The sequence below is a fragment of the Staphylococcus sp. AS1337 genome, from assembly GCF_051408735.1.
GTDB classification, from domain to species: domain Bacteria; phylum Bacillota; class Bacilli; order Staphylococcales; family Staphylococcaceae; genus Staphylococcus; species Staphylococcus xylosus_B.
Genome location: NZ_JBOIHZ010000003.1, coordinates 192,597 through 215,138, shown reverse-complemented (window position 1 = coordinate 215,138; position 22,542 = coordinate 192,597). Strand labels below are relative to the sequence as shown.

18 protein-coding genes and 2 pseudogenes are annotated in these 22,542 nt (G+C 32.5%); 14 read left to right on the top strand and 6 right to left on the bottom strand.

Translation table 11 applies throughout. The annotated features are described in order from the left end of the window. The first annotated feature begins 31 nt into the window (after window positions 1-31). Entirely contained in the window at window positions 32-610 is a 579-nt protein-coding gene (locus tag ACSUE0_RS06515; protein ID WP_436956610.1) for a DUF4064 domain-containing protein, read from the top strand. A gap of 130 nt (window positions 611-740) precedes the next feature. On the opposite strand, the gene ACSUE0_RS06510 is transcribed toward ACSUE0_RS06515, so the two are convergent. Continuing rightward, entirely contained in the window at window positions 741-1,811 is a 1,071-nt protein-coding gene (locus ACSUE0_RS06510; RefSeq protein ID WP_119615165.1) for an acyltransferase family protein, read from the bottom strand. Window positions 1,812-2,150: 339 nt separating this feature from the next. On the opposite strand from ACSUE0_RS06510, the gene pruA reads away from it, so the two are divergent. Continuing rightward, window positions 2,151-3,695, top strand: coding sequence for an L-glutamate gamma-semialdehyde dehydrogenase (gene pruA / locus ACSUE0_RS06505; RefSeq protein WP_436956608.1), 1,545 nt, complete (start codon window positions 2,151-2,153; stop codon window positions 3,693-3,695). 64 nt (window positions 3,696-3,759) lie between these two features. On the opposite strand, the gene ACSUE0_RS06500 is transcribed toward pruA, so the two are convergent. Continuing rightward, window positions 3,760-4,311 (bottom strand): TetR/AcrR family transcriptional regulator, encoded by a 552-nt coding sequence (locus tag ACSUE0_RS06500; RefSeq protein WP_119614626.1) that lies wholly within the window; start codon window positions 4,309-4,311, stop codon window positions 3,760-3,762. Window positions 4,312-4,458: 147 nt separating this feature from the next. On the opposite strand from ACSUE0_RS06500, the pseudogene ACSUE0_RS06495 reads away from it, so the two are divergent. From ACSUE0_RS06495 to ACSUE0_RS06460, 8 genes and pseudogenes are all read left to right on the top strand, one after another. Further along, a pseudogene (locus ACSUE0_RS06495) lies at window positions 4,459-6,600 on the top strand (MMPL family transporter); the annotation flags it as partial. A gap of 316 nt (window positions 6,601-6,916) precedes the next feature. Beyond that, a complete protein-coding gene (aryK, locus tag ACSUE0_RS06490) occupies window positions 6,917-8,833 on the top strand; it encodes a transcriptional regulator AryK (protein WP_436956606.1) in 1,917 nt (638 codons plus the stop codon). After that, entirely contained in the window at window positions 8,824-9,207 is a 384-nt protein-coding gene (locus tag ACSUE0_RS06485) for a hypothetical protein (RefSeq protein ID WP_436956604.1), read from the top strand. The genes aryK and ACSUE0_RS06485 overlap by 10 nt, the downstream gene beginning before the upstream one ends. Before the next feature lie 331 nt (window positions 9,208-9,538). Then, complete coding sequence (locus ACSUE0_RS06480) at window positions 9,539-10,933, top strand: MFS transporter (protein ID WP_119614629.1); 1,395 nt, start codon at window positions 9,539-9,541, stop codon at window positions 10,931-10,933. Between the two features lie 76 nt (window positions 10,934-11,009). Next, on the top strand, window positions 11,010-12,185 hold the full coding sequence (locus ACSUE0_RS06475; RefSeq protein ID WP_119614630.1) for a M20 family metallopeptidase: 1,176 nt from the start codon (window positions 11,010-11,012) through the stop codon (window positions 12,183-12,185). 183 nt (window positions 12,186-12,368) lie between these two features. Beyond that, a complete protein-coding gene (locus ACSUE0_RS06470) occupies window positions 12,369-12,833 on the top strand; it encodes a hypothetical protein (protein WP_119614631.1) in 465 nt (154 codons plus the stop codon). A 50-nt stretch (window positions 12,834-12,883) separates the two neighbouring features. Continuing rightward, window positions 12,884-13,576, top strand: coding sequence for an alpha/beta hydrolase (locus tag ACSUE0_RS06465; protein WP_436956601.1), 693 nt, complete (start codon window positions 12,884-12,886; stop codon window positions 13,574-13,576). 226 nt (window positions 13,577-13,802) lie between these two features. Beyond that, complete coding sequence (locus ACSUE0_RS06460; RefSeq protein WP_119614633.1) at window positions 13,803-15,203, top strand: MFS transporter; 1,401 nt, start codon at window positions 13,803-13,805, stop codon at window positions 15,201-15,203. 166 nt (window positions 15,204-15,369) lie between these two features. Here the strand turns inward: ACSUE0_RS06460 and ACSUE0_RS06455 are convergent, their stop codons facing one another. Next, on the bottom strand, window positions 15,370-15,642 hold the full coding sequence (locus tag ACSUE0_RS06455; RefSeq protein ID WP_436956599.1) for a YrhK family protein: 273 nt from the start codon (window positions 15,640-15,642) through the stop codon (window positions 15,370-15,372). A 112-nt stretch (window positions 15,643-15,754) separates the two neighbouring features. Between ACSUE0_RS06455 and ACSUE0_RS06450 the strand changes: the two genes are divergently transcribed. After that, window positions 15,755-16,288, top strand: coding sequence for a methylated-DNA--[protein]-cysteine S-methyltransferase (locus tag ACSUE0_RS06450; protein ID WP_119614635.1), 534 nt, complete (start codon window positions 15,755-15,757; stop codon window positions 16,286-16,288). A gap of 463 nt (window positions 16,289-16,751) precedes the next feature. Here the strand turns inward: ACSUE0_RS06450 and ACSUE0_RS06445 are convergent, their stop codons facing one another. Together ACSUE0_RS06445 and ACSUE0_RS06440 are read right to left on the bottom strand one after the other, a co-directional pair. Then, entirely contained in the window at window positions 16,752-16,844 is a 93-nt protein-coding gene (locus tag ACSUE0_RS06445; protein WP_119614636.1) for a type I toxin-antitoxin system Fst family toxin, read from the bottom strand. 285 nt (window positions 16,845-17,129) lie between these two features. After that, the gene (locus ACSUE0_RS06440) at window positions 17,130-18,299 is read right to left on the bottom strand and encodes a hydroxymethylglutaryl-CoA synthase (protein ID WP_436956597.1); all 1,170 of its coding nucleotides are present in this window, start codon (window positions 18,297-18,299) and stop codon (window positions 17,130-17,132) included. A 103-nt stretch (window positions 18,300-18,402) separates the two neighbouring features. Here ACSUE0_RS06440 and ACSUE0_RS06435 point away from each other — a divergent pair, with 103 nt between their 5' ends. The 3 genes from ACSUE0_RS06435 (at window position 18,403) to ACSUE0_RS06425 (ending at window position 21,945) form a co-directional block, all read left to right on the top strand. After that, window positions 18,403-19,557, top strand: coding sequence for a thiolase family protein (locus ACSUE0_RS06435; protein ID WP_119614419.1), 1,155 nt, complete (start codon window positions 18,403-18,405; stop codon window positions 19,555-19,557). Then, complete coding sequence (locus ACSUE0_RS06430) at window positions 19,557-20,840, top strand: hydroxymethylglutaryl-CoA reductase, degradative (protein WP_119614418.1); 1,284 nt, start codon at window positions 19,557-19,559, stop codon at window positions 20,838-20,840. Before ACSUE0_RS06435 ends, ACSUE0_RS06430 begins: the two co-directional genes overlap by 1 nt. 130 nt (window positions 20,841-20,970) lie before the next feature. Continuing rightward, window positions 20,971-21,945 carry an SMP-30/gluconolactonase/LRE family protein gene (locus ACSUE0_RS06425; protein WP_119614417.1) on the top strand — a complete coding sequence of 325 codons (975 nt, stop codon included), beginning with the start codon at window positions 20,971-20,973 and terminating at the stop codon, window positions 21,943-21,945. A gap of 65 nt (window positions 21,946-22,010) precedes the next feature. On the opposite strand, the pseudogene ACSUE0_RS06420 reads toward ACSUE0_RS06425, so the two are convergent. Continuing rightward, window positions 22,011-22,379, bottom strand: a pseudogene (locus ACSUE0_RS06420) (CHAP domain-containing protein); the annotation flags it as partial. Window positions 22,380-22,542: the final 163 nt, after the last annotated feature.

Sequence of the window (22,542 nt, the reverse complement as noted above, 5' to 3'; positions counted from 1 at the left end):
TGAATCATAATGATTTCTTGGGAGGATACATATGAAGAGGACTGGAGAAAAGGTACTTGTATGGATTGGTATTATCTTGCAGTTTATACTAATATTTTTAATGGCAATTGTCACACCATTTTTAAATGATATAAGCGTGAAAAACGAATTAGCAGATGCTATTTATAATAGCGATATGTATAATCAGGGCACAGCACAAATGGATGCATCTAGCTTAGTAGAGATTGTTAGTCAAATATTTCTTCTAGCTTTAATTATAGTGATTATATGCACTGTTTTGGCTATTATATTTGCTTTATTCATTAATAAAATTCCAAAAGTTGTAGGTGTATGCTTTATTCTCCTTGGCATTACTACGGTCTTAACGCTGAATTGGCTTACAGCGGTTCTATGGTTAATTGCTGGGATTATGTTGCTGGCGAGAAAACAGAAACATACAGATAGCCTGTATAGGTCGAGTGAATACAATAATTATAATAGAAACCAAAGTAACTATAATGGAACACAAAAAACTAAGGTAGATAACACTAGACAAACACGTAATAAACATAATGATTCGGAGCGAAAGCAATCAACGCAGTTTAATCGTAGGGAAAGAAATAAGAAATAGTACTGTTGAGTATTGTGTATACTCAAGGGATTTTTAAACAAAATTGGCAAGAGTTAAATTAAAAAGGTGAGACAGAAGCTATAAGTTACTGTCTCACCTTTTTTATATACAATTGATGAAGCAAAGAGAGTCAATTCATTTTGCCCTGTTTATAACTTTCATAAACACTATCATATTTGATATTTCCAATACCACCAACAACAAATTTGCCGAACTTAAATAGATTAAATAAATAAGCTAAGCAGATAGAAACTACTAAAGTGATAATTAAGTTAAACGCGATATTACGTATCGAACTATCAGCTCTTAATAACCCTAAATCATGTACAAAGAAATAGTGAGTTAAGTAAATACAAAATGAATAGTTACTAATAAATAGTACAAATTTAGGTACATATTTTATATAAGAAGAGAATAAGAAAAAGGCTAATATAACCATAGTGACATAAAATGGAATGTCAAAACGTTTCGATTCCACCCAGGTACTAATGCCTAGCAGATAATTACCAATTAAAATAGATGATGCAATTATTAGTCCTATAATAATGGGCCAAGTGTAACGTTTAATATTTTTCATGAATGTTTCATAATAAATACCTGTATAAAAGCCAAGTAAAAAATAACTAAGCCATCCTAAAAATAACATCCAACCTTCTCTTTCCCAAAATAAGCCTAAAATATCATTTTCTGATTGTGGTACATACTGGCGGAATGCCCAGTATATTGTAGCGAATATTATCGAACCGATAACCATTGGAATTGGCTTCCATTTAATTAAATACTTAGCAAAAAGAATATGCAATATGTAGAATTGGAAGATAATGATAATGAAGTAGGTGACAGCGCCACCGTGAAACATAGTATCTCCAACATTATGCATATATTGAGCTAATGTTTTTGGCTCGAAATAAAAATATGAAATACCAAGGTTAATCAAGATATAAGGAATACCTAAATAGATTAATTTATTCTTCAAAAATCCTGGTTTTGTTATAACGTGATAATTTTTAGCTAATAAAAATTCTGAAATAAATACGAATAATGGTGTGCTAAACATAAGGAGCAATTGGAATACTCTAATAGTTGTACCATGACCAACAAAATCCATTTTGCTAAAAGTTGTTGTAATCGAATGAATAAGAACAATACTTAAACAAGCTATCGCACGCATCCAAAATATCACAGACGTATATGTTTTCATTATAGCTTACCTCTCGATTGTTCTTTTTATATTTTTAAAATAAATATAAATCTTATTTTTTGTGAATAATCATACTAACATATTGAATTTAGACTAAATGTAAAGTTTAGATTACAAATTATTAAATTTATGTATTATATATTCATAGAGGCAATAATAAATGTGATTGAATAAAATTTCAAATATCAACGTAATGGATGAAATAAGTCCAATACCATTTATTTTAATAAAAAATGTTGTAAGCGATTGCAATTATTGTTTGATAACTATACAATGGCAATAAGAATGGAAACATTTCCATTTAGTTTTCTATTTACAAACTTACATGGGGGTAGAAAAATGGTAGTCAATTATCACAACGAACCAGGCATTGATTTTACAGATAGTAAAAATGTCGAGTCATTCAAAAAAGCTTTAGAGAAAGTTAAAGGTGAATTGAATAAAAAAATTCCTTTAGTTATTAACGGGGAAGAGAAATTTACAAAAGATACGTATCAGTCTATCAATCCGGCTAATACTTCTGAAGTTATTGCTGAAGTTTCAAAAGCAACGCAAAAAGATGTAGATGATGCATTTGATGCAGCTAATGAAGCATATAAATCTTGGAAGAGATGGTCTCACAAAGACCGCGCAGAATTTTTAATTAGAGTTGCAGCGATTATTAGACGTCGTAAAGAAGAAATCTCAGCTGTAATGGTTTATGAAGCAGGTAAACCATGGGATGAGGCTGTCGGTGATGCTGCAGAAGGTATTGACTTCATTGAATACTATGCAAGGTCAATGATGGAGCTTGCAGATGGTAAACCAGTATTAGATAGAGAAGGGGAACATAATAAATATTTCTATAAACCTATCGGTACAGGTGTAACAATCCCACCATGGAATTTCCCATTCGCAATCATGGCTGGAACAACATTAGCACCAGTAGTTGCTGGTAACACAGTACTTCTAAAACCTGCTGAAGATACGCCATTAACTGCTTATAAATTAATGGAAATCTTAGAAGAAGCGGGACTACCTAAAGGCGTTGTTAACTTTGTTCCAGGTGATCCAAAAGAAATCGGTGATTATCTTGTAGATAGTGTACACACACACTTTGTAACATTTACAGGTTCTCGTGCTACAGGTACAAGAATCTTTGAAAGAGCTGCAAAAGTACAAGATGGTCAACAATTCTTAAAACGTGTTATTGCTGAAATGGGCGGTAAAGATGCGATTGTTGTTGATAAAAACATCGATACAGATTTAGCTGCAGAGTCTATTGTAACTTCTGCATTTGGCTTCTCGGGACAAAAATGTTCTGCATGTTCTCGTGCTATCGTACACAAAGATGTATATGATGAAGTTTTAGAAAAAGCAATAGCTTTAACTAAGAACTTAACGTTAGGTAACACTGAAAATAACACATATATGGGACCTGTTATTAATCAAAAACAATTTGATAAAATCAAGAACTATATTGAAATTGGCAGTAAAGAAGGTAAGTTAGAACAAGGTGGAGGCACAGATGATTCTACTGGTTACTTCATTGAACCAACAATTATTTCTGGTCTTAAATCAAGCGACCAAATTATGCAAGAAGAAATCTTTGGTCCGGTTGTAGGATTTGTTAAAGGTAAAGACTTTGAAGAATTATTAGAAATTGCTAATGATACTGATTACGGTTTAACTGGTGCAGTGATTACAAATAATCGTGAAAACTGGATTGAAGCTGTAGAGTCTTATGACGTAGGTAACTTATACCTTAATCGTGGTTGTACTGCAGCAGTTGTAGGCTATCATCCATTTGGTGGTTTCAAAATGTCGGGTACAGACGCTAAAACAGGTAGCCCTGACTACTTATTAAACTTCTTAGAGCAAAAAGTTGTTTCAGAAATGTTCTAAAAATAAATGATTAAAAGGAGCGCGCATACGCAATCAAAATTGATTGTGTACGTCGCTTCTTTTTTTATTCATCTATGACTTGGATATTAATTAATTTTCTGAAATACTTGTCTAGCTCAGCAGGTGGTAGTTCGATACATTGTTCTCTAATCCACTCTGTAAATCCAAACAGGCTCGCACCATAAACATAAAATATAAGTTCGGCAGGAATTTCAGAATCTACTGAGATACGGTGCTCATTTTCTTTAATATCATTCTGTAAAACACTGATGAAATGATTTGATATCGTTCGTTCAAACTCTTTGTCATGTTCTTGTTTATCCTTGATACGTTGCAATTCAATCACATCACTAGTTCTATCTATTACTGAAAAGGGCGCATTGATACGTTCTTTTAAATCGATTGAAAAGTAATCTTTTGTTACGAACTTAATTAAATAAATCAAAAGGTCGTATTTATCATAAAAATGCTTATAAAATGTTGTACGATGTACTAATGCTTTTTCGCATATTTGATTCACTGTAATAGTTGAGAAAGTTTGTTTTTCAAGCAATTCATAGAAACTTTGAGAGAGAGCGCGTTTAGTTTTAATAACACGTAAATCTTTTGTGTTCAATATACATTTCTCCTTATTTGTAGTTTAAATATACAAATTCTAATAATTAATCCTTTTAATAAAAGGGTAAAGCATTTAATATGTGGATAGAAATAATCTACAGTATATATTTAAACTATAACGTTGATTAATTTAGGAGGCAATAGTTTGGCAAAGTTTTTATATAGAATAGGATCGTTTGTGGCTAAGCATAAATGGTGGAGTGTTGTTGCTTGGATAGTTTTGCTTGCGGCTATTATTATTCCCCTTACAATAAGTGCGCCGAAGTTCGATAATGACATTACTATGAATGGCTTACAATCACTCGATACTAACAAGAAAATTGAAGATGAATTTGGTCAAGATAGTGAAAAAGCTCAAATAAGAGTTGTATTAAAAAGCGATGCAAAAGAAGGTATCGTTAAGCCTGATGTGACAAAAGACATCAAAAAGGCTTTGAAAGATATAAAAGATGACGATAAAGATGTCAAAAATGTTTCAGATCCATATGATAGTAAACAGATTAGTAAAGATAAAACAACTGCGTTTGCAGATGTGAATTATGATGTTAAGACAACATCGCTAAAATCAAGCTCTAAAGATAATATCAAAGAAAAAGTAGATGAAATTAAAGAAGATCATAATGTACAGGTTGAATTAATGGGTACAGGTATGGAGTCTACAGAAATTGGTGGCGCTTCTGAAATAATAGGTGTCATTGTAGCCTTTGTCGTACTATTAATCACATTTGGTTCAGTTATTGCTGCAGGTTTACCAATAATCAGTGCATTACTTGGATTAGGTACAGGTGTAGGTGTGATTTCATTACTTACATATGCATTCGATATTCCTAATGTTACTTTGACTTTAGCAGTTATGATTGGTTTAGCAGTTGGAATAGATTATGCATTATTTATATTATTTAGATATAGACAAATAATGAAGACAGAAACTAACCATATTAAAGCAATTGGGCTAGCAGTAGGTACTGCAGGCAGTGCAGTGATATTCGCTGGTGTCACTGTAATTATTGCAGTATGTGGTCTATCTCTTGTTGGAATAGATTTCCTAGCTGTTATGGGATTTGCTTCAGCAATCAGTGTATTTGTAGCAGTGGTAAGTGCACTTACTCTATTACCAGCGCTAATTAGTATATTCCATAAACAAATTAAACCTAAAAGAACGAAATCAGAATTTAAAAATGATAACGACACGGGATGGTCAAAATTTGTTGTAGGAAAACCATTATTAGCTATATTGGTTGGTTTAATTATTTTAATATTGGTTGCTATACCGGTAAAAGATATGCGTTTAGGTATCCCAGATGATGGTATGAAGACTGCAGATTCTACGCAGAAAAAAGCATATGATATTATCTCGGATAAATTTGGCGAAGGATTTAATGGTCAAATTGCAATGTTAGTAAATGTTAAAGATCAAAAAGATAACCCTCAAGCTTTACAGAATGACTTGAAAGCTATGCGCCAAGACATTAACGATATGGATAATGTTGATGTAGTTACAGCGCCACAACTAAGTGAGAGTAAAGACTATGCGATGATCGCAGTTATACCTGAAAAAGGACCGAACGCAGAATCAACAAATACATTGGTTCATGATTTAAGGGATTACAATGATAAGGCTAAAGATGAATATGACTTCAATACAGAAGTTTCAGGTCAAAGTGTTATTAATATAGATATGTCTCAAAAATTAAATGAGGCAATTCCATTGTTTGCGGGCGTAATTGTGGCACTAGCCTTTATATTATTAATGGTCGTGTTCCGTTCGATTATTATACCTTTAAAAGCAGTACTTGGTTTTGTATTATCCTTAATGGCAGCACTTGGATTTACAACAGTAGTTATGCAAGAAGGTGTAATGTCTGGATTGTTTGGTGTCGATACTACTGGTCCATTGCTTGCATTCTTACCCGTTATCACTATAGGACTGTTGTTTGGTTTGGCAATGGATTATGAAGTATTCTTAATGTCACGTATTCATGAAGAATATACAGTAACACATGATAATGAACGTGCTATAAAAGTAGGTATTAAAGAAAGTGGTCCAGTGATTGTTGCAGCTGCATTAATCATGTTTAGTGTCTTTATTGCCTTTGTCTTCCAAGACGATGTGATGATTAAATCGATGGGATTAGCACTCGCATTTGGTGTACTCTTTGATGCAGTTATCGTCCGTTTAATATTAGTACCAGCATTAACTAAATTATTCGGTAAAGCGTCATGGTATATGCCTGCTTGGTTAAACAGAATCTTGCCTAGTGTCGATATAGAAGGACATGGGTTAAAAGATGAAATAGATAAATCAGATAAAAAGTAAATACTTGTAAATGAACACAGACTGAGAATAGCCATGAGAAATCTATGACAATAGATTGCATCATGGCTATTTTTTATAGTTTTAGAGAGGGATGATTAGGTTTGAAAGGCGCTGCTATCAAAAATATTTCACGACTATTTATCTTTGATAGTATGGCATGACGAAATTGTTTTGAATCAATGAGCTTTCTGTTCTACTATCTTTTTGTCAAAAAAAGAACAAATTCTAGAATTTATAGATTATTGGGGATATTTCTTTAAAATAATAAATTATAAAGAGGTGAATTATGGAAACTTTTTATAGTATAGATTTGATGAAAGTAACTAATGATAGTAGCCAAATTAATCAAGGATTGCGAATTGGTTTAATATTAAATAACGATATGTCAGTTTGGAAATTTAATGAATCTTATGAGTTCAATGAAGGTGATGTTTTCATTATTAACCATCAAGAGCCTTATAGGTATAATAAAGACGAAGACACGTTATGTATCGTGCTTCATTTAACAGAAAATTATTTGAAACAGTACTTAACTGACTTTAGCGATAAATTTTATATATTGGATAAAGCACACATACAAAATACAATATATAAACAAATTGTAAATATTGTAGCTAAAATCGGGATTGTTTATATCAGAAAAGGTGAGTTTTACCGTTTATACATAGAACAACAATTGATAGAATTAATGTTTATTATTGCACGGTTTTTACCTACAAAACGCAATGAGTTTTATAGAAAAAGTGTAGAGGATAATCGTGTGGCATTTGTATGCAATTATATAGAAAATAATTATAGTAATAGTATTTCGCTCAATGAAGTAGCCAATATGGTACATCTCAGTAGCACTTATTTATCTAAATTATTCACACGACAAGTTGGTATGGGATTCAGTCAATATATCATACATATAAGGCTGAAACATTGTAAGAAAGATTTAGTTATGAGAGATAACTCAATTACACAAATTGCTGTGAAACATGGGTTCAGTAATTCGAACACTTTATTAAAACATTTTAAAGCACATATGAAATTAACGCCTTCTCAATTTAGAGAAAAATATAAAAATATAGAATTAGTGGAAACTATCAATAAAGAGCAAAAAGAAGTTATTTATCAAAGATATTTATATTATTTATCATTATATATTTATCAAACAGATGAGATGTTACTACAGTCACCTGAGGCTCAAAAAAGAATAGACATTAGACTCAAAGAAACAAAGCAAAGGTTGTTACCGTATGGTCATGTCATACAAATAGGAAACCTAGAAGTATTACTCATCAAAAAATTCAGAAGACAATTGCTTGAAGTTAAAAATAATATTGGCGTAAATCATGTGCTAATCAAAGATCCAATCAAAGAGGGATTTGTAGAACATAAATGGATTGAAAGTGATGAAGAAATTCCCAATATTCATCCATATATGAAATTAGATGAATGCTTGGATTTTCTAATTGAACATCAAATAGGTTTAGGAATAGAAATAAATCCACCTAAGACAAGAGTAAACTTTAAAGTATATTATCAAGAAATGACGTATTTATTAGAACACATGTATAACACATTAATGGAGAGAAAATCACTTGATTTAATAGTTTATATTAGTACTAATGATGAACAGTTATTTAAGTCTCTCTTGAAATTGTTTAAAAATTATTTTCCTCATATCAAAATAGTAATAAATACGAGCATTGATTCAGAAAAACAAGCAACTGCAGCTAAGTATATTTTAAATAGTCATCGAAATAATATTGATAGTATCAGTTTTAGTGCAAATCAAAATGATATGATTAATTTTAAATCAATCGACGATAATCAATATACCCAAACTAAAAATCATATTAAATTAAAATTGAAGCAAATTAAGCATTGGTTAGGTTTGAAAGATTATTGCATCCCATTTACTTTATTAAAGTGGAATACATTAACAGGGAACACAAATTATACAAATGGTGCGTATTTTCGAGCAGGTATTATTTTTGAACAACTAGTGGAAATGAATGAGGACATTCGTTCTATCGGGTATTGGCTAAATTTTGAGATACATCAACAACACTGTCAGAAAGAAACTATTGCTCAGTTGAATGGTATCGATTTATATCATCAATTTGGAGGTAAGAGACCCGCCTTTTTTACAAGTACAATGTTTTCAAGACTCTCTGAGCACATTTTATATAAAATGAGAACTGTATGGTTATAGGTGAGTTTAATCATTTTCAAGTGGTTTTATGGAATGCAGAACATTATAATCCATATTTCACGATGAATGATTCATCGAATGATATAAACTATAATGAATATCAGTTTAATATTACAAATGCTTTACCTGGTATGTATAAAATTAAACATTACACTTTAGATAAGAATCATGGTGCGTTATATAAAGTATGGCAACAATATAATACACGTTATGGTATGGATAAAGAAACGATTGATTACGTAAATCGAGTTAATTATCCAAAATTAAATATTAGTGAAATCAAAGTCAAAAATACAATTACATATCATTTAAAATTACTGACTAATGCACTACATATTATTGAATTTAGAAAATATTATAATGAAGAAGCTTAGGAGCTAACCTAGGGGTATTGAACTTCAAATGCCCTAGGTTAGCTTTTTTGAGTGAATAATGGTTACGAGTACTGTAGTTATTGTAAAGTTTAGTAGTAATGACAAAAAATGGAGTTCTTTTTTTGTCATTACTAAAAAGGTACACAAAGTTATTATAAAAAGAATATAAAAATAGCAAATAATCTATATTAAGAAGAAAATGAGCGCGCTACAATCTTTTTTGAGAGAGGATAGCAAGTATCATTGATGGAAGATGTTTTATAAACATCTCACAATTGAGCTTATCTTCCCTGTTTGTCATTTGTAAATTTAAAAATAGGAGGAACATAAAATGACTCAAAAGGGAAATGCGCAAACATATAAAGGTGACAATAAACTGATTTTAGGTATCGTGTTAGGTGTTGTGACTTTTTGGTTATTTGCACAATCTTTATTAAATGTTGTACCTACGTTGCAACAATCGTTTCATAGTAATATTGGAACAATCAGTATCGCAGTGAGTATTACCGCACTGTTCTCTGGTATGTTTGTTGTTGGTGCTGGAAGTCTAGCTGATAAAGTGGGGCGTGTAAAGATTACTTATATCGGTTTATGGTTAAGCATTATAGGATCATTATTAATTATCATTAGTAACTTACCAATATTATTAATTATTGGTAGGGTTATTCAGGGATTGTCAGCAGCAGCTATTATGCCCTCAACCCTAGCAATTATGAAAGCATATTTTGATGGTAAAGATAGACAACGTGCATTGAGTTATTGGTCAATAGGGTCATGGGGAGGTTCAGGTTTAGCATCACTGTTTGGCGGGATGGTCTCAACATTTATTGGTTGGCGTTGGATTTTTATTTTATCTATACTTATTGCTTTACTATCAATGTATTTAATCAAAGGGACTCCCGAAACGAAGTCACCAATAACTAATAATAAACGCTTTGATTATGCTGGTTTGATTTTATTTGTAATTATGATGTTAAGTATCAATATTGTTATTACACAAAGTGGTGCGTTGGGATTATTCTCACCAATTATTTTAGGACTTATAATCATTTTTATACTTTCGACAATTATTTTCTTAAAAGTTGAAATTAAAATAGGTAATCCATTAATTGATTTTAAACTATTTCACAATAAGGCATATACAGGCGCAACATTATCTAATTTCTTATTGAATGGTGTGGCAGGTGCTTTACTAGTTGCTAATACATTTGTACAGCAAGGATTAGGATTTAGTGCATTTCAAACAGGATTGCTATCAATAACATATTTAGTAACCGTATTATTAATGATTCGTGTTGGAGAAAAAGTACTACAAAAAGTTGGTGCTAAGAAACCAATGGTTTTAGGAACTTCTTTTAATATGGTTGGTATCATTTTAATTTCGCTTACTTTTTTACCTAGTATGATTTATGTAGTTGTCTGTATTTTTGGCTATTTACTTTATGGCTTAGGCTTAGGATTTTATGCTACACCTTCGACAGATATGGCTATTTCTAATTCACCAGAAGATAAAGTTGGTGTTGCCTCAGGTATTTACAAAATGGCTTCATCATTAGGCGGTGCGTTCGGTATTGCTTTATCTGGCGCATTATATGGAATTGTAACAAATTTAACTAATGTACAAATTGGTGCGTTAGCGGGCTTATGGTTAAACGTTGTTATGGCATTGTTATCCTTATTCATTATTATGATTATGGTGCCTACAACAAAACAAATTAGAAAATAAAATCCCAATAGGGCTGACAAATATTTTGAAAACAAAAAGTGTATAATGTAATTATAACGTTATAGGGGGAACTATTATGGTGAAAGAATTAATAGAATTATTGAAAGATAAAGAAGAACGAATGATTGAAATTCGTCGATTTCTACATCAATATCCTGAACTATCGTTTCATGAAGAGCAAACTCCAAAATATATTGAAGAGTTTTATAGAAATAAAGATTGTGATGTAGAAACAAACATAGGACCTAACGGATTAAAAGTGACAATTGATAGTGGGAAACCAGGCAAAACAATTGCTATTCGTGCTGATTTTGATGCATTACCAATTCAAGAAGATACAGGTTTATCATTTGCTTCAAAAAATAAAGGTGTGATGCATGCATGTGGTCACGATGCTCACACAGCTTACATGTTAATACTTGCAGAAACATTAATAGAATTAAAAGAACAATTTAATGGCAAAGTAGTAGTTATTCACCAACCTGCAGAAGAGGTACCACCAGGAGGCGCACAAGCAATGATTAAAGATGGCGTGTTAGATGGCGTGGACCATGTGTTAGGTGTTCATGTTATGAGTCATATGCCTACTGGAACGATTTTTTATCGTGAAGGTAACGTACAAACTGGTAGAGACTTTTTTAAACTTACAGTAAAAGGACAAGGTGGTCATGGCTCATCACCACATACAGCAAACGATGCTATAGTTGCTGGTGCGTATTTTGTTAATGCTGCTCAAACGATTGTATCAAGAAGATTGAATCCGTTTGAAACGGGCGTCGTAACGATTGGTTCATTTGATGGTAAAGGTCAATTTAATGTCATCAAAGATAGCATCGTTATTGAGGGAGATGTTCGAGCATTAACAGACGATACAAAACGTACCATTAAAAATGAAGTTACACGCCTGTCAGAAGGTTTAGAATCAATGTTTGGTGTGACTTGTGAGTTAGAATATCATGACGATTACCCTGCGTTATACAATGATCAGGCATTCACACGTTTTGTAGTGGATTCTATTGAAAATGCAGAAACAGATGCAATTAAAAAAGTAGAAAGATGTGAACCACAACCACCATCTGAAGATTTTGCATATTATGCTAAAGTGGTACCAAGTACATTTATATATGCAGGTGCAGCTCCAGAAAATGGGGATATTCATCCTCATCATCATCCTAAATTCACAATTAGTGAAAAAGCAATGCGAGTTTCTGCGGAAGCGGTAGGTATTACTGTATTAAACTATTTAAAATAAACAAATATTTAAGACACCTTGATGACTATTCACTTTATAACATCAAGGTGTCTTAAATTATGTTGTAAAAATGATTATTAAACTATTATTTAAATCCAATACTTTAATATTGTCATAAAAGTTTATGAGTTAACTATTGAGTGTATATATAGAATGACAATAAAAAGATGAAGGATGATTATGATGAATGGCGATAAAAAAATAAATGAATTACTAGATAGTTATAAAAAACCATTAAAAAAACTTTTTAAGTATGATAAATCAAAAGCCTCAACATTTGATAAAGAAAGTAGAAATGAAGTTGAAAATGAAAAGGGGGTCTTTGTCATATTTAGTAACAAAAAACCTATATTTGTGGGACAAGCTGGTGGATTTATGACGGGGTACAAATTAACACAAAAAGATCTGAATGATAAATTAGGTCAATTTAATTCCAAATCTGACGCAGGTACAGCAAAATTTAGAAGAGTGTTTAGCGCGCAACAAAACTTAGATGAAATGGAACAACAAAATATTAAGGCAGAAACTTATAATTTAAAATTCCAATATATTAAAGTAAAAGAGAATCCAGCAATGATTAATATATTAGAACTACTTGCTTTAGAATACGCAAAAGACAATGAAATTGAATTGTATAACTTTTTATAAATTAAGATAGATTGTTCTCAGTTTTAATGCTTGAAGTGAGGTGATGTGAAATGAATTTAAGTATATTAAGTATTTATTTTCAAGATCATGAGATAAGAATAAAACTACCAAAAAACTATTTTAAGACTGAACGGAAGTCTTATCCACTAGTTATAGTACAAGATGGCGATTATTTATTTAAAGATGTAAAGGAAGACGTAGTGTTTGCAGGGGTTGTTCCTAAAGACAGAAAGCAAGACTACACACCTTGGCACACAAACGTAAATGGAATTGAATATGATGGTAAGGCAGACGATTATTTAGAGTGGATAGCTAATGAATTATTACCGTATTTGAAAAAATGTTTCAGTATTTCCAAGGAACATAAAGATATAGCTATCGCAGGTGCGTCATTGGGTGGGCTAGTATCATTGTATGGACTTTTAACGGAGAAGAATGTTTTTGGTAGCTATATATTAATATCTCCATCAATGTGGTATCCTGGGTTTTTAAAATATATGAGAGAGCATGAAATACTTAAACAGCCACGCCATGTGTACTGGTATGTAGGAGAGTTAGAAGGAAAGCAAAATAAACTTTTAACTCAAAGTATGGTTTCACAAACAGAACAAGGCGTCGATATTTTAAACGAACTCTTAATATCTGAACAATCAATGTTTTACTATGTAACTAATAGAAAAGGAATACATCGTAAATATTACTTTAAAAAATATTTCAAACATGCAATTAAGAAACTATTTTGACTAAATGAAAAAGTTTTTCGCCTATATTATCAGAAAATTCTTTAAATTAAACTAAATTCAGCACTTTTATATTAAAAAAGTGATAACATTTATAGTGTAAGTATTTATAAAAGAGAGAAGCATGTATCTAATAGTGAAATATGACGCTTCGGATATAGCGTTGATTGATGTTTTGAATTTTTATAAATATTGATTGAATTTATATTTAAATATAGGGGATGCTTTTATGACAGAAAACACTAAAAATTTTTCGGGAAGTAAGTTATTGACTGGCATTGTATTATCTATATTAACTTATTGGCTTTTTGCGCAGTCTTTTTTAAATATAGGGCCAAAGATACAATCAGCATTTAGTACTAGTCCAGATATAGTTAATATTTCAATTAGCTTAACTTCATTTGTTACTGGCGTTTTTATGGTTGTAGCGGGTAATTTTTCAGATAAACTTGGTAAGGTGAAAATGACTAGAATCGCATTGATACTTAGTATTATAGGTTCGCTTATGTTAATCGTTTCTGGAAATGTTGTTTTATTACTCATGGGGAGAGTAGTACAAGGACTCTCAGCAGCTATTATAATGCCAGCCACAATTTCAATAGTAAATGACTTTTTTGAAGGTGATGAGAGACAAAAAGCGTTAAGTTATTGGTCGATAGGTGCATTTGGTGGTACTGGTTTATCTTCTTTTTTCGCAGGTGCAATGGCAACATTTATATCGTGGCAATCGATTTTTGTATTATCTATTATTTTATCTCTTTTGGCGTTATTCTTGTTGAACAATTTACCTGAAAGTAAATTAGTTAAATCAACGTCTAATCAGTTTGATTATATAGGGCTTATTATATTTGTGATTATGATTGCAAGTATTAGTTTTGTGATTACACAAGGTTATAAAATTGGGTGGTTAAGTACACCTACATTAGTCTTAAGTTTACTATTTTTCGTGTGTATTTTTGTATTTTATAAATTTGAAAAGTCCAAACAAACACCTTTTATTGATTTAGAATTATTTAAAAATAGACCATATATTGGCGCAGTGTTAGCAAACTTTTTATTGAATACGGGTGTAGGTGTTATCGCTTTGTTTAACATGTATGCACAAGGTGGATTGAAACTGAGTGCATTCCAGGCTGGTATGCTCACTTTACCTTATTTAATTACATTATTACTTGTTGTTCGATTAGGTGAAAAAAGTATTAAACGTTTTGGAGCAAAACGTGCAATGGTTATCGGTCCGATTTTTACAGCTTTAGGCATATTACTGTTTAGTTTTACTTTCTTTGATAAATCTATATATATAATTGTAGCGTTAATAGGGGCAGTATGTTTTGGAGGAGGAACCGGCTTGTTTGCAACGCCAGCTCTAAGTACGGCTGTATCAACTACACCAGCTGAAAAAGTAGGAGTAGCATCAGGTATTTTTAAAATGGGATCTACACTAGGTGGCGCATTTGGCATCGCAATTATGACCTCTATTTATACAGCTGTAATACAAAGTGGCCGTAGCATAGAAGCAGCGGCAAGCATAGGTTTTATCGTAGGGACATGTTTAGTTGTTTGTGGTGTGTTAGCGAGTGCGCTGATCATTCCAACTAGGAAGATTAAAACTAGATTGAAAACAAGCTAATTTATTTAATCAATGCATAAATGGTATGGGTGATAGGTATATATAACGCACATACTTATGAATTCAATGATTAACATGTAAATAGCTTCAAGTTAAGATGTTAACCATTAGGAGAAGAGAAATAGATAGTCAAAGACTTATTTTCTCTAATCCTCTTTACCTTAATTTATAATTTATGCTTAAATGCTAAATGTAAATCGTGAGTAAATGCAATCAAAGGTCTTATAGTCATTTGAATACTGCCTATAATGAATAATACAGTACCAGTTGTTACAGTTGAACTGTTGAAAAATAAAAAGCTACCACATAGGAATACCAAACCTAAGATAATATCATTTAATTGGTAGAGCGCTTTATAAATTAATGTAATACGGTCGGATTTTGGATTTTTATGAAAATTAAGTTCTATACTTTTGTCGTCGTGTTTGAAGTGACTCACTTAGAACCTCCTAGAGTTAAATTCTATATGAGTTGTACATACCCTTAAGTATTTACATAAAACAAATAAAGTTTTATGATTATAGCAAATTAAAAGGGGGAAGCGGAATATTATGTATTATAAAACAACTTATCAATCACCGATTGGCCAAATCACCTTAACCTCTGACGGAGAAAGTATTACAGGTTTGTGGTTACCAAACCATCAAGACATTGAATCACATTATGATGATAAATTAGTAAAACAAAATAAACCAGTATTTGAAAAAGCTACACGTTGGTTAGATAACTATTTCTCAGGAAATAAACCTAAAATAGATTTTCCTTTGAAGGTTATAGGGACTCCTTTTAGAGAGACAGTTTGGAAAATATTGTTAGAAATACCACATGGAGAAACGGTAACTTACAGTGATATTGCCCGAAAAGTAGCGCTAGAAAGAGGTAAAGAGAAAATGTCTTCTCAAGCTGTAGGCGGGGCAGTTGGAAGTAATCCAATTTCTATTATCATTCCATGTCATAGAGTTGTAGGCAAAGATGGAAGTTTAACAGGTTATGGTGGTGGCATTGACACTAAAATTGAATTATTAAAATTAGAACAATTAGATATGACTCAGTTTTACAAACCTAAAAACAGTACCAAACCGTGAGTTTGGTACTGTTATTTTGCATTTTCAAAAAATAAAATATGTATAAATGAAAATTTGAAAATAAACCATAAAGTTAAAATGAATTAAGCATATAGTAACGTATTTTAAATTAGCTATTGAGAATAAAATTAGGAGAGGGACAGAAAACTGATTTAATTAAAAATTTTTCGTCGTCCTTTCATAGCAAAGGAGCAAGTTGACCATCTATCTTCTGAGGTTAAGTATAGCAGGTCCAATGTCCTTGAGTTGTGAATGTATGTTAGATAAAGCATAACAAGTTAAAGTAATAAATGCGGAAGTTTTTTACTCAAAACGATCATTCCTTTATTTTTAATTTCATTTTTGCATCACCCTAAACTATGATGTTATAATGTATGTAACGAAAATAAGTATTCACTTATACACCAATCCCCTCACTATTGCGAGTAGTGAGGGGATTTTTGTTGGTGTGGCTTAATGTCGCCTACTTTTTATTGCGTTTACTTAGCCAATAAGTAAAATACGTAATGGCATAGTCACTGATGACTGGCGCTATGATGTGAACGAAAATAAGCATAGCTTTATAAGTATCCTCTCTACGTCAAATTGACGCCTGAGAGATAGGCGACTCTATTATTGTACCGTTTGTAAACACGTAAGCAGATCCACTTCCAATACTTTGAATTATGTAAGTTCATGAGCAAAATAATGTGTCTTACTTTGATAAAAGTTGGATTCGACTCTATGATATATCTATATATTCATTTTATACAGATATAACGAATGGTTAAGGTTGGGACAAATAAAATTTTGCCCAGCCTCATATTAATTTATAAAGAGATAAGAATAAGTGATTTAAAACTTAATTTAAGGTATTATAATTACGGATATGATCGTTAATGCTTTCAAGATAGAAAATTGCATTTTCTTCATTTTCTAATTCAGTTTCGTGATCAAATTCTAAATTATCAAAACGGTTGAAGAAAGTTTCATATGTTTCAACTGAAATTTCTGTCCGGTTGTTTAGTAAATCTTTATGTCCTTGAATATCAAGTGCATCTTGGTAACCTTCAACAACTTTACCACTAAAGAATTCACCAACAGATCCAGAACCATAACTGAATAAACCAATTGTGTCATTAGCAGCTAAATCATGCGTTTCTAATAATGAGATTAAACTCAAGTATAGAGAACCTGTATAGATGTTACCTACATAACGATTATAATAAGTAGCCGCATCATAACCAGAAGTTAGGCGCGATTTAGTTTCTTCATCTATGTCATCTGTTAAAATTGAATCAAGTGCTTTTTTGCCCATTTTAGTAAATGGTACATGGAAGCATAAAGAGCTGAAATCAGTTAGTGATTTATTGTAACGACGTGCATATTCTTGCCAACTTTCTTGGAATGAATGAATATACGCATCTTTTGATAACGCACCATCTACAAGTGGATAAGGTTGTCCGCTTGGACGCCAGAAATCATATACGTCTTCAGTGAAAGCAACTGCGTCATCATTTAGTTCAAGAATACGTGGGTTTTGTGATATCATCATAGCAACTGCACCAGCACCTTGTGTAGGTTCGCCACCAGAATTTAAACCATAACGCGCAGTATCACTTGCAATGACAAGTACTTTTTCATCTGGGCGTTGCGCTAAATAATCTTTAGCTAATTGGATAGCTGGTGTTGCAGCATAACAAGCTTCTTTCATTTCAATACAACGAGCAAATGGCTGAATACCTAACAAATTATGTATTTGCACTGCTGAAGCTTTTGCTGAATCTATTGCAGATTCAGTTGCAACAATAACCATACTGATTTGTTTTTTATCTTCTTCTGTCACGATGGCTTTTGCAGCATTAGCACCCATCGAAACGATATCTTGACTCATAGGACTTACTGACATCTCAGTTTGGCCGATGCCTAATAAGAACTTGTTTGGGTCCACTTGACGTGATTCGGCAAGTTTAGCCATATCTACATAAAATCTTGGAACATAAAAATTAATTTGATCAATACCGACTGTCATAAAGCGTATCGACACCTTTCTATATATAAATAAGCAACTGTATCATACCAAATCATACGCATAAAATACAATTATTTGAAAAGAGCTATAAAGGAGACTAATAATGAATAAAGTAGCAATCGTAAGTGCAAAACGCACACCAATAGGAAGATTCAGAGGAAAGTTAAGTAAATATTCAGCAGTTGAACTGGGAACAAAGACATTAGAAGCTGCGATGAAAGCGATTAACATAGCTCCACAGAAAGTAGAACAAGTTATCTATGGTAATGTATTACAAAGTGGCAGTGGTCAAAATCCTGCTCGCCAAATAGCGATCCATGCTGGTGTTCCAAATACAACACCAGCTATGACCATAAATGAAGTGTGTGGCTCAGGCTTAAAGTCTATTATTTTAGGAAAGCAATTAATCCAATTAGGTGAAGCTAAAGTAGTAGCTGTAGGTGGTGTAGAAAGCATGACAAACGCACCTAAGTTAGTGTTTAATGATGATGAAGCACCTATAGATAGCTTTATGCATGATGGTCTTACTGACGCATTTTTAAACGTACCTATGGGAATTACAGCTGAAAAAATTGCGGAAAAGTACAACGTATCACGTGAAGCACAGGATTATTTTGCTAACGAATCTCAACAAAAAGCACAACAAGCGACAGAAGTAGGTAAATTTAATAATGAAATCATTCCATTAAAAGATGTAAATGGAGAAATGATGACTACGGATGAAGGTATTCGTGGAAATAGTAGTGTAGAGAAATTAAGTACATTAAAAACAATATTTAAAGAAGATGGCACTGTAACAGGTGGGAATGCGTCTAGTATTAATGACGGTGCCTCTACAATCATTTTAATGGATGCTGAATATGCGAAACAAGAAGGTTATGAAATTTTAGCTATAGTAGGAGAACATGCCGAAATTGGTTGTGATCCTGAATATATGGGTTATGCACCATATCATGCAGTGACGAAATTATTAGATAAGACAGATAAAGTCATCGATGACTTTGACGTAATAGAAATGACAGAAGCATTTGCGTCACAAAGTATTCCTGTGAGAGATAATTTAAGTATATCTGAAGATAAGTTGAATCTATATGGCGGTGCGATTGCGTTAGGTCACCCAATTGGAGCAAGTGGCACACGCTTGGTTACAACTTTAGTTAATATTTTAGCTCAAGAAGAGAAACAATCAGGCATAGCAACTGCTTGTATCGGCGGCGGTTTAGGAATTGCAATCCAAATTGAAAAGGAGAATAACTAATGGAATCATTAGGTAAGACATTTCGTCATTTGTCTAGAACAGAAAAGTTAGAGGAGTTAGTAATTAAAGGCTGGTTATCAGAAGAAAATAAAAATGTGTTACTCAATAATCCTTTAATTTCAGAAGAGATTGCGAATAGTCTTATTGAAAATGTCATTGGACAAGGGACATTACCTGTAGGTTTATTACCTGAGATAAACGTAGACAATAAATCATATGTTGTACCAATGATGGTAGAAGAACCTTCAGTAGTTGCTGCAGCTAGTTACGGGGCAAAGCTTGTAAATCAAACTGGAGGCTTTAAAGTTATTTCTAGTGAACGTTTAATGATTGGTCAAATTGTGTTTGACGGTGTGACAGATACAACAGTTTTAGAGCAACGTCTGCAACAACTTGAACCGCAAATGAAACGTATTGCGGATGAAGTGTATCCTTCAATAATTGAGCGTGGCGGTGGTTTTCGTAAAATTGAAATAGATACATTCCCTAATGAGGGCTTATTGTCATTAAAAGTTTACGTAGATACTAAAGATGCAATGGGTGCAAATATGTTAAATACCATCTTAGAAGGTATAACAGCCTATTTAAAAAATGAAATAGAGCATGTTGATATATTGATGAGTATTTTATCTAATCATGCCACTGCTTCTGTCGTTAAAGTACAAGGAGAGATTACAGTTGATGCATTATCAAAAGGTGGTCGTGATGGTCAAGATGTTGCCAAAAGAATGGAACGCGCATCTGTATTAGCTCAAGTTGATATACACCGTGCGGCAACACATAACAAAGGTGTGATGAATGGTATCCACGCTGTAGTGTTGGCAACAGGTAATGATACTCGTGGTGCTGAAGCGACAGCGCATGCATATGCAAGTAAAGACGGTCAATATCGTGGTCTAGCTACGTGGCATTATAATGAAGAAAAACAAGTGCTTGTAGGGGCAATTGAGGTGCCTATGACATTGGCTACTGTAGGCGGAGGTACAAAAGTTTTACCAATCGCAAAAGCATCATTAGAATTAATGAATGTTGATTCTGCACAAGAATTGGGTCACGTTGTTGCTGCTGTAGGATTAGCTCAAAATTTTGCTGCATGTCGTGCCTTGGTTTCTGAAGGTATTCAACAAGGTCATATGAGTTTACAATATAAATCATTAGCAATTGTTGTAGGAGCTCAAGGTGAAGAAATTGCTCAAGTAGCAGAACGTTTGAAAACACAAGATCGTGCCAATACAGCAGTTGCACAACAACTCTTAGAAGAATTAAGATTACAAAAACAATAATATAAACTAACCCCTAAATAAATTCTTTAATTCATTTAGGGGTTTTTATATAAATAAATTTGATAATGATTTTTAAAATGATTCTCATATAATTAAAATATAAAGAAAGTGAAGAAAGGGGAACTGATTAATGGAAAATAAAAAATTACCTGGATTATCATATACGGGAAATGCTAAAAGTGATGTGCCTATTCTTGCTCATGAACAAGGTATACAAACCATTACGGCTGAACCATGGCTAAAGGTTTCTGATAGGGGATTACAACTTGAAGGGCTTTGCTTCGATAGAAATGGAGACTTAGTACTTTGCGAAGTCTTTGGGGGAACTATTTTTCATGTAGCCCTACCTGACAAAAAAATCACACAATTATTAAAATCACATAAAGAAAATCCAGCAGCCGTTAAAATACATAAAGACGGACGTTTATTTGTATGTTATTTAGGTGATTTTGATAGTTCAGGTGGTATTTACGCTGTTGATGGAAGCGGCAATAAAATTCAGGAAATTGTATCAGATATTAAAACAGAGTATTGTGTAGACGATTTAGTATTTGATAGTAAAGGTGGATTTTACTTTACGGATTTTAGAGGTTATTCGACGAAACCTAAAGGTGGAGTGTATTATGTCTCACCTGACTTTAAGTCAATCACTCCTGTGATACAAAATCTTGCAGTTGCTAATGGTGTTGCACTTAGCACTGATGAACAAATACTTTGGGTTACTGAAACGAATGCAAATCGATTACATCGCATAGAGTTATTAGAAGATGGTATTACGATTGCTCCCTTTGGTGCTTCTATTCCTTATTATTTCACAGGGCATGAAGGTCCAGATTCATGTTGTATAGATAGTGATGATAATTTATACGTTGCTATGTATGGTCAAGGAAGAGTTCTAGTATTTAATAAGAGAGGATACCCAATAGGTCAAATATTGATTCCTGGTCGTGACTCGGGCCATATGTTGAGATCGACCCACCCAGCGTTTATACCCGGAACAGATCAGTTGATTATTTGTTCAAATGATATTGAAAATGATGGTGGTTCTTGGATTTATACAGTTAAAGGATTTGCTAAAGGATACCAAAGCTATCAATTTCAATAAAATAAAAAAGAAACGTTGATTTGCAACAAAAAGCTGCAAATCAACGTTTTTTTTAGAAGAAAACAGTTATATTTGGCAGCTGCTGATTTACTTAATATTCTTGTGCCATAAGCTAGAGGACGATTGTAATTATATTCGGATACTTTAATACTGTCATTTTTATAAACAGTTTCTACATAAGCAACATGTCCATATGTGCCAACAGTTGATTGCATTACTGCTCGCTTCGCGGGTACTCTACCTATACGATATCCACTATTTTTTGCTTTGTAATACCAATTTTTAGCATTGCCCCAACCATTGGGTACATGTTTACCCACGCTCGCTCTTTTATTAAATATATACCATGTACATTGATTTTTACTATAATAATTAACTGCTGCATTAGCAGTTTGATTTTCATGTGTTGTTTGGAAGGTTATTGTCCCAGTCATAAGTATCGTAGTCGCAATAAATGTGTTTACTATGTTTTTTTAATATTCATACATTACTCCAGACATTTTTTAAATTATATATTTATCATAAGTAGCTAGAGCAAAAAGTACAATAAGATAAACTATTATTACAAATAACTTTAATATGTTTGAAATATATTCC